Annotated in this window: 14 protein-coding genes, 1 tRNA gene and 1 riboswitch; of the genes, 8 read left to right on the top strand and 7 right to left on the bottom strand. The window is 65.5% G+C overall.

Features of this window, described 5'->3' with window-relative positions; all coding sequences use genetic code 11:
• Nucleotides 1–9 precede the first annotated feature (9 nt).
• Together K6G35_RS21025 and K6G35_RS21020 are read right to left on the bottom strand one after the other, a co-directional pair.
• Complete coding sequence (locus K6G35_RS21025) at nt 10–957, bottom strand: Dyp-type peroxidase (RefSeq protein WP_008651394.1); 948 nt, start codon at nt 955–957, stop codon at nt 10–12.
• A 209-nt stretch (nt 958–1,166) separates the two neighbouring features.
• On the bottom strand, nt 1,167–2,072 hold the full coding sequence (locus tag K6G35_RS21020) for a LysR substrate-binding domain-containing protein (protein ID WP_008651393.1): 906 nt from the start codon (nt 2,070–2,072) through the stop codon (nt 1,167–1,169).
• Between the two features lie 159 nt (nt 2,073–2,231).
• Here K6G35_RS21020 and K6G35_RS21015 point away from each other — a divergent pair, with 159 nt between their 5' ends.
• Genes K6G35_RS21015 through K6G35_RS21005 form a run of 3 tightly spaced genes read left to right on the top strand, consistent with a single transcriptional unit; the run spans nt 2,232 to nt 5,553 of the window.
• Complete coding sequence (locus tag K6G35_RS21015) at nt 2,232–3,224, top strand: Bug family tripartite tricarboxylate transporter substrate binding protein (RefSeq protein ID WP_495676960.1); 993 nt, start codon at nt 2,232–2,234, stop codon at nt 3,222–3,224.
• A gap of 56 nt (nt 3,225–3,280) precedes the next feature.
• Nucleotides 3,281–4,300 (top strand): DUF1338 domain-containing protein, encoded by a 1,020-nt coding sequence (locus tag K6G35_RS21010; protein WP_495676959.1) that lies wholly within the window; start codon nt 3,281–3,283, stop codon nt 4,298–4,300.
• A 29-nt stretch (nt 4,301–4,329) separates the two neighbouring features.
• Nucleotides 4,330–5,553 carry an aminotransferase-like domain-containing protein gene (locus tag K6G35_RS21005; protein ID WP_008651390.1) on the top strand — a complete coding sequence of 408 codons (1,224 nt, stop codon included), beginning with the start codon at nt 4,330–4,332 and terminating at the stop codon, nt 5,551–5,553.
• Between the two features lie 9 nt (nt 5,554–5,562).
• Here the strand turns inward: K6G35_RS21005 and K6G35_RS21000 are convergent, their stop codons facing one another.
• The gene (locus K6G35_RS21000) at nt 5,563–5,886 is read right to left on the bottom strand and encodes a DUF190 domain-containing protein (protein WP_008651388.1); all 324 of its coding nucleotides are present in this window, start codon (nt 5,884–5,886) and stop codon (nt 5,563–5,565) included.
• 208 nt (nt 5,887–6,094) lie between these two features.
• Between K6G35_RS21000 and K6G35_RS20995 the strand changes: the two genes are divergently transcribed.
• The 3 genes from K6G35_RS20995 (at nt 6,095) to K6G35_RS20985 (ending at nt 8,494) form a co-directional block, all read left to right on the top strand.
• Nucleotides 6,095–6,361 (top strand): PepSY domain-containing protein, encoded by a 267-nt coding sequence (locus tag K6G35_RS20995; RefSeq protein ID WP_008651386.1) that lies wholly within the window; start codon nt 6,095–6,097, stop codon nt 6,359–6,361.
• A 2-nt stretch (nt 6,362–6,363) separates the two neighbouring features.
• The gene (locus K6G35_RS20990; RefSeq protein WP_008651383.1) at nt 6,364–6,918 is read left to right on the top strand and encodes a cytochrome b/b6 domain-containing protein; all 555 of its coding nucleotides are present in this window, start codon (nt 6,364–6,366) and stop codon (nt 6,916–6,918) included.
• Between the two features lie 34 nt (nt 6,919–6,952).
• A riboswitch (glycine riboswitch) is annotated at nt 6,953–7,052 on the top strand.
• Nucleotides 7,053–7,225: 173 nt separating this feature from the next.
• Nucleotides 7,226–8,494, top strand: a complete 1,269-nt coding sequence (locus K6G35_RS20985; protein ID WP_035884441.1) for a D-amino acid dehydrogenase — start codon at nt 7,226–7,228, stop codon at nt 8,492–8,494.
• Between the two features lie 215 nt (nt 8,495–8,709).
• Here the strand turns inward: K6G35_RS20985 and K6G35_RS20980 are convergent.
• Both K6G35_RS20980 and K6G35_RS20975 read right to left on the bottom strand, forming a co-directional pair.
• Nucleotides 8,710–8,796, bottom strand: a tRNA-Leu gene (locus tag K6G35_RS20980).
• 76 nt (nt 8,797–8,872) lie between these two features.
• Nucleotides 8,873–10,465, bottom strand: coding sequence for a diguanylate cyclase domain-containing protein (locus K6G35_RS20975; RefSeq protein ID WP_008649526.1), 1,593 nt, complete (start codon nt 10,463–10,465; stop codon nt 8,873–8,875).
• A gap of 130 nt (nt 10,466–10,595) precedes the next feature.
• On the opposite strand from K6G35_RS20975, the gene K6G35_RS20970 reads away from it, so the two are divergent.
• Both K6G35_RS20970 and K6G35_RS20965 read left to right on the top strand, forming a co-directional pair.
• On the top strand, nt 10,596–11,063 hold the full coding sequence (locus tag K6G35_RS20970; RefSeq protein ID WP_008649524.1) for a hypothetical protein: 468 nt from the start codon (nt 10,596–10,598) through the stop codon (nt 11,061–11,063).
• 32 nt (nt 11,064–11,095) lie between these two features.
• Nucleotides 11,096–11,437, top strand: coding sequence for a hypothetical protein (locus tag K6G35_RS20965; protein ID WP_008649522.1), 342 nt, complete (start codon nt 11,096–11,098; stop codon nt 11,435–11,437).
• 99 nt (nt 11,438–11,536) lie between these two features.
• On the opposite strand, the gene K6G35_RS20960 is transcribed toward K6G35_RS20965, so the two are convergent.
• Nucleotides 11,537–12,049, bottom strand: a complete 513-nt coding sequence (locus K6G35_RS20960; protein ID WP_008649521.1) for a hypothetical protein — start codon at nt 12,047–12,049, stop codon at nt 11,537–11,539.
• 125 nt (nt 12,050–12,174) lie between these two features.
• Entirely contained in the window at nt 12,175–13,449 is a 1,275-nt protein-coding gene (locus tag K6G35_RS20955; RefSeq protein WP_495676958.1) for an MFS transporter, read from the bottom strand.
• Nucleotides 13,450–13,546: the final 97 nt, after the last annotated feature.

Raw genomic sequence — 13,546 nt, 5'->3', positions numbered from 1 at the left:
GCCCGCGGTCTATGGGTTGCGTTCCGCGAGCGCTTCGAGCAGCGCTTGAGACGGTACGAAGAACAGGCTGCCGGTGACTGCCTTGCTGTAGTCGAGCAGCCTGTCGTAGTTGCCCGGCGGACGCCCGACGAACATGTTCTCGAGCATCTGCTCGATTGGCGCGGGCGAGCGCGCGTAGCCGATGAAATAGGTGCCAAACTCGCCCTTGCCGGGCGAGCCAAACGGCATGTTGTCACGCAGGATCTTCACTTCCTTGCCGTCCTCTTCCAGCGTCGTCAGCGAGCTGTGCGAGCACGTCGGCTTGACCGACTCATCGAGTTCGATGTCGGACAACTTGGTCCGCCCGATGATGCGCTCCTGCGCCTCGACGGAAAGCTCGTTCCAGCCGGTCATGTCATGCAGGTACTTCTGCACGATCACGTAGCTGCCGCCTGCGAACGATGGGTCCTCGTCACCGATGATCGTGAAATCCACGGCTTCGCGGTCCACTGGATTCTCAGTGCCGTCAACAAAGCCCACCATGCTGCGCATGTCGAAGTAGCGGAAGCCATGCACTTCGTCGACCACGGTCACCGCCGCGCCGAGCCGGCCGATCAACTGAGTCGCGAGTTCAAAGCACAGATCCATATGTTCCGCGCGGATATGCAGCAGCAGATCGCCCCGTGTGGCCACGGCGCGTCGATCGCCGGCGCCGAACTCGCGGAATGCATGTAGCGATGCGGGACGCGGGCCCCCGAACAGTGCATCCCAGGCGTTGGTGCCAAAGCCGCAGACACATGACAGGTTGCCGCCCGGCACACGTTTGCCGACGGACCGCACGAGCGCTGCGACATCCGCGCACCAGGCGCGCACGGTCGCGGCGTGCTCGGCACCGGGCGTCAGCGTCGCGACGATGAAGATCGCGCTGCGGGTAATAGGTTGATAGACGGCCTGGGGTTCGATCGGGTCGTTTGGCATGGGGAGTGAGTATGGTTATAGCTTCAGACGCTGACTGCGCCAGACAGTCTTCAAGACTAGAACACGTGCACTAGTTGGGAAAGCCACACCTTGGCATGGGTTTCCGGGACCACGACCATGTTCCGTACCCCATCGTATACGGCACTCAAGCCTTGGCGCAACGCGAAGTCACAACGCGAAGTCACAAGGTCGTTCCCTCGAGGCTCCCTCTACGTCGCGACGCCCACGAACTCACCCGCTGCCTCCAGCAACCATTCGCGCAGGTGCCCCATCGCATCGCTCATTGGCTGGTTGTCGGGCACCACGAGGTAGTACGCACTCGTCGCGCGCAGTGATCGCGCCACGGGTGTCACCAGCAGCCCGCGCGTCAGGTACTCCTCCACCAGGAAACGCGGCACCAGCCCGATGCCAAGCCCCGCGCGCGCCGCGCTGATGACCATGCTGTGGTGGTCATAGCGCGCGCCGCGCAACGCATTGACATCGTCAATGCCGGCAGCCTCCATCCATTGCTTCCAGCCGAAGCTGCGCGTGACCAGGTGCAGCAGCGGCGATCGCGCGATGTCGTTGACGCTGACCCGCTTCTTGCCGCCAAAAAAGTCTGGATGGCAGACGGCCACCGACTCCTCGCCGAACATCCGGTCCACCCGCGCGCCCGGATAGACCGCCTCGCCGAAGTGGATCGCCGCGTCGTACGGCGTGCCCTCGAACAGGAAGACATCCGACTGCGCGCGGATGTTGACGATGACCTGCGGGTGGCGGGCATAGAAACCCGGCAGCCGTGGAATCAGCCACTCGACGGCCAGCGTTGGCACGCACGCCAGTTCCACCGTGCCACCCACACCTTCGTGCGCCATGATGTCCAGCGTGTCGCGCTGCAGCTTGCGCAGCATCTCGCGCACCTGGCGGCTGTAGAGCACCCCCGCCGCCGTCAGCGTGATGCGCTGATTGGCCCGGTGAAAAAGCTGCACGCCAAGCAGGCTTTCCAGCGAGGCGATCTGGCGCGATACCGCGCTCTCCGTGATGTACAGGTCCGCCGCCGCGCGCCGCAGATTCAGATGCAGCGCCGCCGCGTCGAAGGCACGCAGGTTGGACAGACTCGGAAGACGTTGGCGCATGAGGCGGGGACGGACTTGTTGACTAAAAGTCATCATCCTATACCGAAATCTCGCTTGAAACCGTCAGCTTGATGAGGAACGATTCGAACTCGCACCGCCGCGCCCCCTCTTAACGCGGCACCCCAGAACGAACAAAGACAAGCAGGACAGGGAGACAACATGAAGCGTTTGATCAGCGCCCTCGCAGCTGCCGGCCTCGCATTCGGCGCGGCTGTTCCCGGCATCGCCGCCGCCCAGGAATTCCCGGCCAAACCCGTACGCATCATCGTGCCGTATCCACCGGGCGGCACCACCGACATGGTGGCGCGCCTGATCGGCGACCAGCTCGCGATCCAGTGGAAGCAAACCGTCCTCGTCGACAACCGTCCCGGCGCGGGTGGCATCGTCGGCACCGGCACGGCGGCCAAGTCCCCGGCCGACGGGTACACGCTGCTGATGGGCTCGGTGGGCGAGTTCGGCATCAACCCGACGCTGTACAAGAAGCTGCCCTACGACGCCGCCGCCGACTTCGTGCCGGTGACGATGGTCGCCAAGGTGCCGAACGTGGTCGTGGTGTCACCGGCCTTCGCCGAGCGCGCCCATGTGCAGACGCTGGGCGAACTGATCGCCTATCTGAAGGCGCATCCGAAACACGTGAACATGGCATCGGCCGGCAATGGCACCTCCACGCACCTCGCGGGCGAACTGTTCCAGCGCATGACTGGCACGGAGATGAGCCACGTCGCCTACAAGGGCAGCAGCCCGGCCATCGCCGACCTGATGGGCGGCAGCGTCGACGTGATGTTCGACAACCTGCCGGCTTCGCTGCCGTTCATCCGTTCGGGCAAGCTCAAGGCGCTGGCGGTGACCACGCCGGCACGCTCGTCGGCGTTGCCCAATGTGCCAACCGTCGCCGCCGCCGGCCCGGTGCCAGGCTTCGACGCCAGCCCGTGGTTCGGTCTGCTCGCACCGCGTGGTACCTCTGCAGCCGTGGCGCAGAAGATTAGCCAGGACCTGACGCGCGTGCTCGGCGAGCCCGCCGTGCAGGCCAAGATGCGCGAACTCGGCGCCGAACCGGCACCGAGCACGCCCGATGCCTTCGCCGAGGTTCTGAAGAAGGATCGCCAGAAGTGGGGCGACATCGTCCGACTGTCCGGCGCCTCGGTGGACTGAAAACCACCTACGTTATTCCAACTGCCTTTCCGCGCGTCCCCGCGCGGCATCTCATCATGATTTCCAACGTCACCTCGCTCGTATCCCTTAGCCTCGGCACCGAAGCCGCCACGCGGCTCTCGCAACTGGTGGCCACACCCACGCTGCCGACCGGCAAGCTGGGTCACCCCACGCGCGCCGAGATCGCTCATGCGCTGAACCTGGTGCTGTTCGCCGGCATCCTGGATCGCGTGCCCACCGGCAAGGCCTACACGGAGGATGTAGCGGCCGCGGGCGGCAAGGTGCACTTCGACCACGGCGCGCTGCGCACCGTGCGCTGGCAGGAGAACGGCGCGTTGCCCGCAGGCGAGGCAGCCTTCACGCGTATCCTGCGCCCGCTCGGCTACCGCCTCAATGGCACGTATCCGCTCGACCGCATCGGCATGACGGGCCGCTCGTATGCCCACGCCGATGCGCCGGAGGAAATCGCGCAGTTCTTCCTCAGCGAATTCCATCCCGAGCGCTATAGCGAGGAATTCCAGCAAGCCGTGAGCCACGTCGTCGGCAACTCCGTCGATCCGCTCACGCCGCGCGCGCAGTCGCTACTGTGGGAACTGGAACGTGACGGCGCGCTGCCGCTGGCCGATGCCGGGGAGCTGATCGACCTGCTGGCCGGCTGCTTCGCGCGTCAGCACGCCACACCGCATCTGAACGACTACGAACGCCTGCTGGCCGAGTCGTCCGAGATGGCGTGGATCGCCACCGAAGGGAATGCATTCAACCACGCCACCGACCGCGTGGAGGACGTCTTCGCGGTATCGGACGAACAGAAGCGTGTGGGCCGCCCTATGAAGGAAAAGGTCGAGGTGTCGCAAAGCGGCCGCGTGAAGCAGACCGCGTTCCGCGCCGATCCGGTTCGCCGCGCGTTCGTTGGCGCCAGCGGTGACGAGGTGGTGCGCGAGGTACCGGGTTCGTTCTACGAGTTCATCACGCGCGATCGCTACGTCGACGAGGCACAGGCCATCACGCGCACGGACCTGGGCTTCGACGCCGGCAATGCGCAGGGCATCTTCAAGATGACCGCCGCGGCCTGCTGAAGCACGACGTCCGCAACCACGAGCGCGCCATGACCGCCTACCCCTTCGTTCCCGCGCTACGCGAGCCGCAAGGCTCGCCGATCCGCGAGCTGTTCAAGTATCTCTCCGACCCGGAGATGATCTCGTTCGCTGGCGGCTATCCGTCCGCCGCGTTGTTCGACGTGGAAGGCATCGGCGCGGCATCCGCGCAGGCATTGCGTGAACGTCCTGCCGAGTGCCTGCAGTACGGTGCGACGGAGGGCACGCCTGCGCTGCGCCAGGCGCTGGCGGCCCTGATGGCGGAGCGTGGCGCGGCCGTCGCCCTGGACGAACTGCTGGTCACCAGCGGCTCGCAGCAGGGCTTCGATTTTCTCGTGCGCGCGCTGGTGGAGCCGGGCAGCCTTGTGCTGGTGGAAGAACCCACCTACTCGGCCACGCTGCAGGCACTGCGGCTGGCCGGCGCTGACGTGCGCGGCGTGCCGTCTGACCATGACGGCATGAACGTCGACGCACTGGAGGCGATGCTCGCGGACGCGCCGGCACGTCCGCGCATGATCTACACGGTGCCGACCTTCGCCAATCCAACCGGCGCCACGCTGTCACCCGCGCGCCGGCTTCAATTGCTGGAACTGGTGGCACAGCACGGGATCGTGCTGGTCGAGGACGATCCTTACGGCGCGCTGTGCTTCGACGGTCCGCCGCCGCCGTCGCTGCTCGCGCTTTGCAATCAGGTACCCGGCGCGCGCCCGTGGCTCGTGCATCTCGCGAGCCTGTCGAAGACGCTGGCGCCAGGACTGCGGCTGGGCTGGATGGTGGCCGCGCCGGAGATCGTGCGTCGCGCGGTGATCGCCAAGCAGGTGTCGGACCTGTGCACGCCGCCATGGCTGCAACTGACCGCCGCGCACTACCTTCAGGCCGGAAACCTGCCCGCGCAGGTCGGGCGGGAAGTGGCGGTCTACCGCGACAAGCGCGATCGGCTGACGACGGCGTTGCGCCAGGCGTTCGGCACGCGCATCCGGTTTGCGGATCCCGCCGGTGGCATGTTCCTGTGGGTATCCGTGGATGGCATCGACGACGCGGCGGCGCTGCTGCCCCATGCCATCGCAGAGAAAGTGCTGTTCGTGCCGGGTGCCGGCTTTTATGCCGAGCGTCGCGCGCGCCCCGCGTTCCGGCTGTCGTTCGTGGGCGCCGATCCGGCGCAGATCGAGGAAGGCGTGGCGCGGCTTGCCCGGGCCGCGGCGCGTGCCGGGGTATCCGTCATCAATCCGGCCTGAGCCAGGCGCTCAGATATCGAGCGTGCCGACGAAGCCGAACTCGACCGGCGTCTTCGCATAGAACAGGCGGATGTCTTCGTGACGCAGGCGCTCCAGCAGCGCCTCCACCTCTTCGACCGTGGCAACCACAGTCACCTCTTCCGGCCGATCGGCAAGTTCGATGAAGTGCCAGGAGTGGAAGCGATGGTCGTGCCCGATTCCCTCCGCCGCCACCGTGTGCGTGGCGCCGCGAATCTGCATCTCCCGCATCACCTGCATCAGCCAGTGCGATAGCTGCTTGCCGTGATAGCGCCGACCTTCCTGGGTGTAGAAGGTGAGTTGATAGCCCTGCATGACATCTCCCTGCGGGTCCGGATTGGCCAGAAGCTGGAGCCCCCCACGTGGCAGTTTCATCGTATGCCAGGTGACTGCAATGGTCCAAGACCAGCCGCTGGGCCGCGAGCGCCCGACACCCCCTGGGAAACCCAGTGTTGAGAATGGCTCTCATTCTGAGTTAGGATGCCGCCATCGCCCCTTGCGGGGCTCATTGCCGGAGAAGTTCATGCAGAAGATTGCCGCTTTCCTCGTTGCCGGAGTGTTCTCGACCGCCGCTTTCGCCGGCGCCAACTGCGCCAAGCACCCGAAATCCGAATGGATGCCGGAAGCCGATGCCAAGGCCAAGATCCAGGAACAGGGCTACAACATCAAGAAGTTCAAGGTGGACGGCAATTGCTACGAGATCTACGGCACGACCAAGGATGGCAAGAAGGCCGAGATCTACTTCGACACCAAGACGCTTGAAATCGTCAAATCGGAAATCGGCAGCTAAGCATGTCGGCGCCCGCGGACCGGACGAACGCCCCCGACACGATTCGCGTCTGGGACGTGGTCGTGCGCTTCACGCACTGGAGCGTGGCGGCCATCGTCTGCTTTGACCTCGTCCAGGACTCCGGAGACAAGGTGCACCGGACCCTCGGCTACATCGCCGCGGGGCTGGTGCTGTTCCGGGTCTTGTGGGGCTTCATCGGCAGCCAGCCTGCGCGTTTCCGCACATGGCTGCCACGTCCGTCCGCCATGCTGGCTTATGGCAAGGCACTGGTCGCCGGCCGCGCGCCGCGGTATGTCAGCCATACGCCGCTGGGCGCCGTCGCCATGCTGGCCATGTGGGCGCTGATCCTGGCGCTGGCGGTCACCGGCTGGATCTCGCGTCTCGATGCGTTCTGGGGCGAGGATTTGCCAGTCGACATCCATCGCTGGCTGGCGAACGGGCTGCTGGCGCTGGTGATCCTGCATGTGGCCGCGGCCATCGTCATGAGCATCAAGGGCCGCGAGAACCTCGTCGCTGCCATGATCACGGGGCGCAAGCCAGGTGATCCGCACCGCTAGCGGATTTATATGGCATAGTTGCCATCGTTTTACCCCGCGTGTATCGGGAGAGTCTGTGCCAGCCGCCCGGCCGACACAGCGCCGAAGGAGCAACCGCCCCGGAAACTCTCAGGCAAAAGGACCGGTACCCGCCATTGAACTCTGAAGAACCCCGGCTTGCACGTCAGCCGGCGGTACCGAAGGAGCAAGCGGCACGCGTATTGTTCGTGTGCCGCGAATCTCTCAGGTCAAGGACAGAGGGGGCGTCCGCAACCGCGCATGGTGCGCGGCGGACTGCCATCCCACGACGTCCTGAAAGACCTTCGACATGAAATCCATTGCAGTGATCGGCGGCGGCATCACCGGCGCCACGACGGCCTACGCCCTGGCCAAACGCGGGTTCTCCGTCACCCTGTTCGAACGGCACCGCTATGCGGCCATGGAAACCTCGTTCGCCAACGGCGGACAGCTCTCCGCCTCCAACGCGGAAGTCTGGACGCACTGGTCCACGCTGGCCAAGGGCCTGAAGTGGATGCTGCGCAATGACGCGCCGCTGCTCGTCAATCCGCGTCCGACCTGGCACAAGCTGAGCTGGTTCGCCGAGTTCATCGCATCGATCCCGCATTACCGCCGCAACACGGTGGAGACCACGCGGCTTGCCATTGCCGCGCGCCAGCACCTGTTTGCGTGGGCGGAGGCGGAGGGCATCGACTTCGACCTCAAGCGGCGCGGCATCCTGCATATCTATCGGGACAAGGCGGGCTTCGATCACGCAGGGCAAGTCTCGAAGCTGCTCACCGAAGGCGGACTCGAACGGCGCGCGGTGACCCCGGACGAGATGCGAAGCATCGAGCCGACGCTGGCAGGCCGGTACTACGGCGGCTACTACACCGAAAGCGACTCTACCGGCGACATCCACAAGTTCACCACTGGTATCGCTGCGGCGGCGCGCAGACTGGGCGTGCAGATGCTCTACAACCAGGACGTGAGCGCCGTGTCGACCAGCGGCCGGCGAGTGACGATCGTCTCGGCTGACGATGGCCAGACGACATCACGCGAATTCGACGCCGTGGTCGTCTGCGCCGGCGTTGCCAGCCGCGAATTCGCGCGCCAACTCGGAGACCGCGTGAACATCTACCCGGTCAAGGGCTATTCGATCACGGTCAACCTCAACGACGCCGAAAGCCAGGCCTCGGCGCCCACGGTCAGCCTGCTCGACGACGAAACCAAGCTTGTCACCAGCCGTCTGGGCGTGGACCGATTCCGCATAGCCGGCACCGCAGAGTTCAATGGCGTCGACCGCGACATCCGCGCCGATCGCATCCGTCCGCTGATCGACTGGGTCCATGCTTGCTTCCCCGGCGTCAGCACCCGCAGCGTGGTGCCCTGGGCGGGGTTGCGACCGATGATGCCAAACATGATGCCGCGCGTCGGTCGGGGCCATGCCGCTAACGTGTTCTACAACACAGGGCATGGGCATCTGGGCTGGACGCTGTCCGCCGTGACGGCCGAGATGGTGGGGGATGTCGTGCGCCACGCCGCTACGGAGCAGCAAGGGCGCGTGGGCGTTGGCGGATTGGTGGTGGGCAACGGCTGAGGGAAGCCTTTCTTTCCGGGCGTAGAAACGAAAAAAGCCCCGCTTGCGCGGGGCTTTTCGAATCTGGTGCCCAGAAGAGGACTCGGTCACCCATGCGCGACCCCGGGTTGCGCTTGCAAGCGCAACCTTTTCTCGTCCTCGCGAAAGGCCCTCAAGGGCCTTTCTTTCCGGGCGGAGAACGAAAAAAGCCCCGCTTGCGCGGGGCTTTTCGAATCTGGTGCCCAGAAGAGGACTCGAACCTCCACAGTGTTGCCACCGCTAGGACCTGAACCTAGTGCGTCTACCAATTCCGCCATCTGGGCGATGCGAGCCGCGAATTCTACAGAAGCCTGTGGAATTTGCAAGCCCCTGTGTGAATTCTCGCGAATTCATTCCGGGTCAGTTGCCGCGCAGTTCCAGGTAGAGCCCGCCATCGACCACGTAGCGGTTCCGGCCCGCCCGCTTGGCGCGGTACATGGCGCTGTCGGCGCGATGCAGCAGTGGCTCGAGGCGCGGCGCGTCGGGCACGGCGCAGACCGCGCCGACGCTGATCGTCACGAACGGCTGCACCGGCGTGCCGTGGTGGGGAATGCCCAGCTCGCGCACCGCTGCCACCATCCGGCGCGCGATGGTTCTCGTCTCCTCGGACGTGGAATCCGGCAGCACCACGGCAAACTCCTCGCCACCCAGGCGGGCGCAAAACTGCGTGCCGTCGAGCACGCAGGTCAAGGCCGTCGCGACCTGCCGCAGGCACTCATCGCCACGCGGATGGCCATAGAGATCGTTGAACTGCTTGAACAGGTCGACATCCAGAATCAGCAGGCCGATTTCCGTGCCGCGTTCGTAGGCGCGTGTCACCGCGGCATGCGACTCGCGCTGGAAGTAGCGGCGATTCGGAATGCCGGTCAGGGCATCGACGTCGAGGTCCGCCTGGGCGCGCGACAACTCCTGCGCGGTCTGCCCAAGCTGCATGGCCAGCGCCTGCTCGCGCGACTGATAGCGGCTGATGTCGCGCATGAACACGAGCCTGCCGATTGGCTTGCCATCCATCCGGCAAACGGGCTCCACCGTCAGTTCGTACTGCGCGCCCTGGGGAATCCCGGGATTCGTGCCGACGTCTTCGGCCGTGGTCGGCAAAGACAGCAAGTCCTGCCACGTGGCAGGCGCCACCTCGCCTTGCGCCAGTTCCGGCAACATGCGCGCCGCCGCGGGGTTGAACTCGACGATGGTGCCGTCCAGGCCGAGGATCACGCAGCCTTCGCGGATAGTGTCGAAAACACGCAGCCGCGCGTAGTGCCCGACATCGTCCAGATGCGATCGCAGCGCACAGAACCAGACCAGCACCGTCATGACCGAGAACGTGGCCGGTGTGAGATCACCGCCGAGCGGGCCGGTCAGGCGTTCCAGATAGGCGAGATGAAAGACCAGCGGCAGCGCCAGGCCGCACGCCAGGATGTTCCGTCCGCGCACCGACAACGCCGCGTTCGGCACCTTGGCCGTGATGAGGAAGTACAGGCTCAGTCCGAGCAGCGCATAGGTCCACGCCGCCATGATCGTGTAGCCGATGCCGTGGTGGAACACAGCGCCGGGTGATACACCGGGGGGCATCAGTTCGATCGAGGTCCAGACCAGATGGTGGCGCTCATTGGTAAACACGAGCACGACCGACAGGACGGCCGCCATCACGGGCACCCATAGCTTCGACCAGGGCACCACGAAATGCGGCCGGCTGACATGGATCATCGCCACGAGCCAGCCAATTGGCACGGCCACGATCCCGAGGTACTGGAGCTTGGCCCAGAAGATCCGCCCAGCCATGTCCGATTCGCTGATCTCGAGCAGCCGTCCGCCGCTCCAGACCACCACGCCCCCGGCCAGCAGCAGGAACGCCCTGACCGTAGGGTCGTCACGGCGCGGCCAGGCGGCAATGGCCATGCCCACGCTGCACACCACGGCGATGGTCAGACAAAGGACGAGAGGATACGATGGCATGGAAGGTCGGCCGAACCAGATCGGGGCCCCGACTGGCTGTGCGGGGCGAACCATTATAGGCTTGCGCAGTCCGACACTGGCGCGGCGCCCGGTGGCGCCGCCAATGCACAACACATCCGGAAAACCGAACGTGCCAATCATTCTCCTGGGGCTGGCGTTACTGGCTGCCTTTGTCTACGGCGTCGTGCAGCTCTACCTGAAAGTAGCCGCCGCTTACGGCGCGATCGCCGGCACCGCCGCAGTGGTTGCGCTGCTTGCCGCCCTGACCGCGCTGGCCGTGCGCTGGCTGCAACGCTATCGGGCCATCCACGGCAAGCGTGTCAACGGCGAGCGAGTGCTCGCGCTGACCGGAGACTGGGGTAGCCTGAGGCTGGACGCCGAGCGCAAGAACGGTGTCCTGGAGATGAATGGCCGGCGTGTCGTGCTGATCTTCGCCGATATCGGCGAGGCCCGCGCCGTTGCCGCCGATGGCAAGTGGCACATTGCGCTGACGCTGCACCACCACACGCCCGCAGACTGGAAGATCCCCGTCGCGGACGGCAGCACCGCCAACCGCTGGAGCAAGATCTTCACGCTGGCGGCAGCGCAGAAACTCTAGAAATCGCTGTTATCTTCACAAGGAGCCTCCGCATGACTCGATCGAACCGCCAATTGAAGCGACTGACCACCGCCAGTGCTGTCGCGCTCGTCGCCATGGTGGCCGGTTGCGCGTCGCAACCGCCGGCAGAGCCGATTCCGAACCCGGGCCCCCAGGGTGGCCGTGGCACGCCGGAGGGTTGCCAGGCCGACAAGCTGGGCGACGAGGCGCTGATCGGCAAGACCGAAGCCGAGGCCGCCGCCCTGCTCAAGGGCTGTGCCTGGCGCTTCGGCAGCCGCGACGGCCAGAGCCTGCCGGCCACGATGGACTACAACCCGCAGCGCCGGTCCATCGACGTGGTGGGCGGCAAGGTCACCGCCGTTCGTCGGGGCTAACTTCGGGGAGACTTCGCGGATGCCTTCGCGGCTAACTGCGCGGATGCCCTGGTGACTAATCTCGCCGCCAGGGCAGTACCGCATCGGGTAACGCGGCCGCTACTTCGAGCGGCTGCGGTCCGCGCCGTACGTATCCATGATGATCATCGTGCGATCCAGCACCCCGTTATCGTCGAAGTAGGCGCTGAAATGCGCCGGCACGTAGCCGGGCAGGTACATGCGGTACGACCACGCCTCGCGCTTCATCAACGGGTAGTACTGAATTGGCTCGCGCGGCATGCCCCAACGTTCCAGAACGTCCCGCTTGGTCCAGGCGTTGGGCTGCGCCTTGTAGATTTCGGCCTCGGTCAGCATCTGCCGGAACGCGATCAGCTTGCCCGATCCATCGAAATCGGCCGCGTAAACGTCATACCCGTAGGGCTGCTTCGAGTAGATCCAGCGCAGCGTGCCGTCGGCAAGCTGATGCGTCTCGGTGGGCTTGCCAAATGTGTCGCTCACGGCCGACTGCGGACTCCCGATCATCTTCTGCCCGGTCTCCACGGGTTGCAGCGACGCACATGCGCTCAAGACCAGGGCGGCGATCCCCATCCAGACGGGTAAACGAAGTTGCATGGTTGGCTCCGGTATCGGTGAGACTCTCGTGCCCAGCATACTCCACTTGGACTGCTTGAGCGCGTATCTCGCCTGCTACGTAAACACCGGATCGCCAGGGTTTATTCCGCAGGACACATAGCCCGTCATGCCCGTGCCGGGCGCATCGGCGCGCGCGCGATCGCCCGATCGTCAATCGGCCAGTGCAGCGCGGCGGCAATCACCCCCAGTGCCATCGCCCCCATCCAGACCAGGTCATAGGACCGCGTCAGCTCGAACACCACCCCACCCAGCCACACGCCCAGGAACGAGCCGAGCTGGTGGCCGAAGAAGACGAAGCCGAACAGCGTGGTGATGTAGCGCACGCCGAATACCTGGGAGACGATGCCGCTGGTCAGCGGCACGGTGCCGAGCCACAGGAAGCCCATCACCGCTGCGAACGCATACAGGCTTATCGGGCTCAGGGGCAGCAGCACGAACAGGGCCATTGCCGACGTACGCGCCAGGTAGATGCCGGCTAGCAGGTACTTCCGCGTATGCCGCCCGCCCAGCCAGCCGAACGCATAGGTGCCGAAGATATTGGCCAGCGCGATGATGGCCAGCGCGGCCATGCCGTCAGCGGGCTGCAGCCCCTTGTCGCGCAGGTAGGCGGGCAGATGGTTGGCGATAAAGGCCAATTGGAAGCCACATGCCAGGAAGCCGAGGTTGAGCAGCCAGAAGCCCGAGTGGCTGAAAGCCTCGCGGATGGCGGCCAGCATCGGCATCGGTGGCTGGCCGCCGGTAGCAGCATCGGATGCCGGGACGCGATCGCGGAACGGCAACGCGAACGGGATCAACACCGCCGCGCATACCGCCAGCACCATCAGCGCATTCGTCCAGCCGGCGAACGACAACAGCGCCTGCGCGGATGGAACCATCAGGAACTGGCCGATGCCACCGATTGCCCCGGCGATGCCCAGCGTGCGGCTGCGGTCCTCTGGCGGCACCATGCGGCTCAGCGCGCCATAGACCACGCCGAAGGTCGTGCCAGACTGCGCCACGCCGATGCAAACCCCGGCGACCAGCACGAATGCCGGCGCGCTCGTGATCACCGCCATCCCGTAGAGGCCCAGCGCGTACAGCACCAGACCGGCCAGCATCACCTTCCAGGAGCCGAACCGGTCGGCCACCATGCCGGTGAATGGTTGCGCGATGCCCCAGGTCAGGTTTTGCACGGCCATGGCGAAGCCGATCGACTCGCGCGTCCAGCCTCGGTCGCCGATGATCGGCAGCAGGAACAGCCCTTGCACGTGCCGCGCGCCCAGCGCCAGCCCCATGACCAGCCCGCCGGCCAGCAACAGGAAGACGGTATCGCGCCACCATGGCGCAGGGGCCGCGGGCTGAGATGCGGCGCGAGTATGGGAGCGGGGAGCGTTGGTCATGCTGTCGGTCGGAGGAAGGCCTTGAATGCCCTCCATTTCATGTGCTCCGGTGCGGCGATTCAACCGACATTTCGGGCGTTTTGCCATGCGCCACACG

The organism is Cupriavidus sp. HY129 (assembly GCF_059492215.1).
The sequence above is the reverse complement of the archived record's forward strand: the minus strand, read 5'-3'. Positions and strand labels throughout refer to the sequence as shown.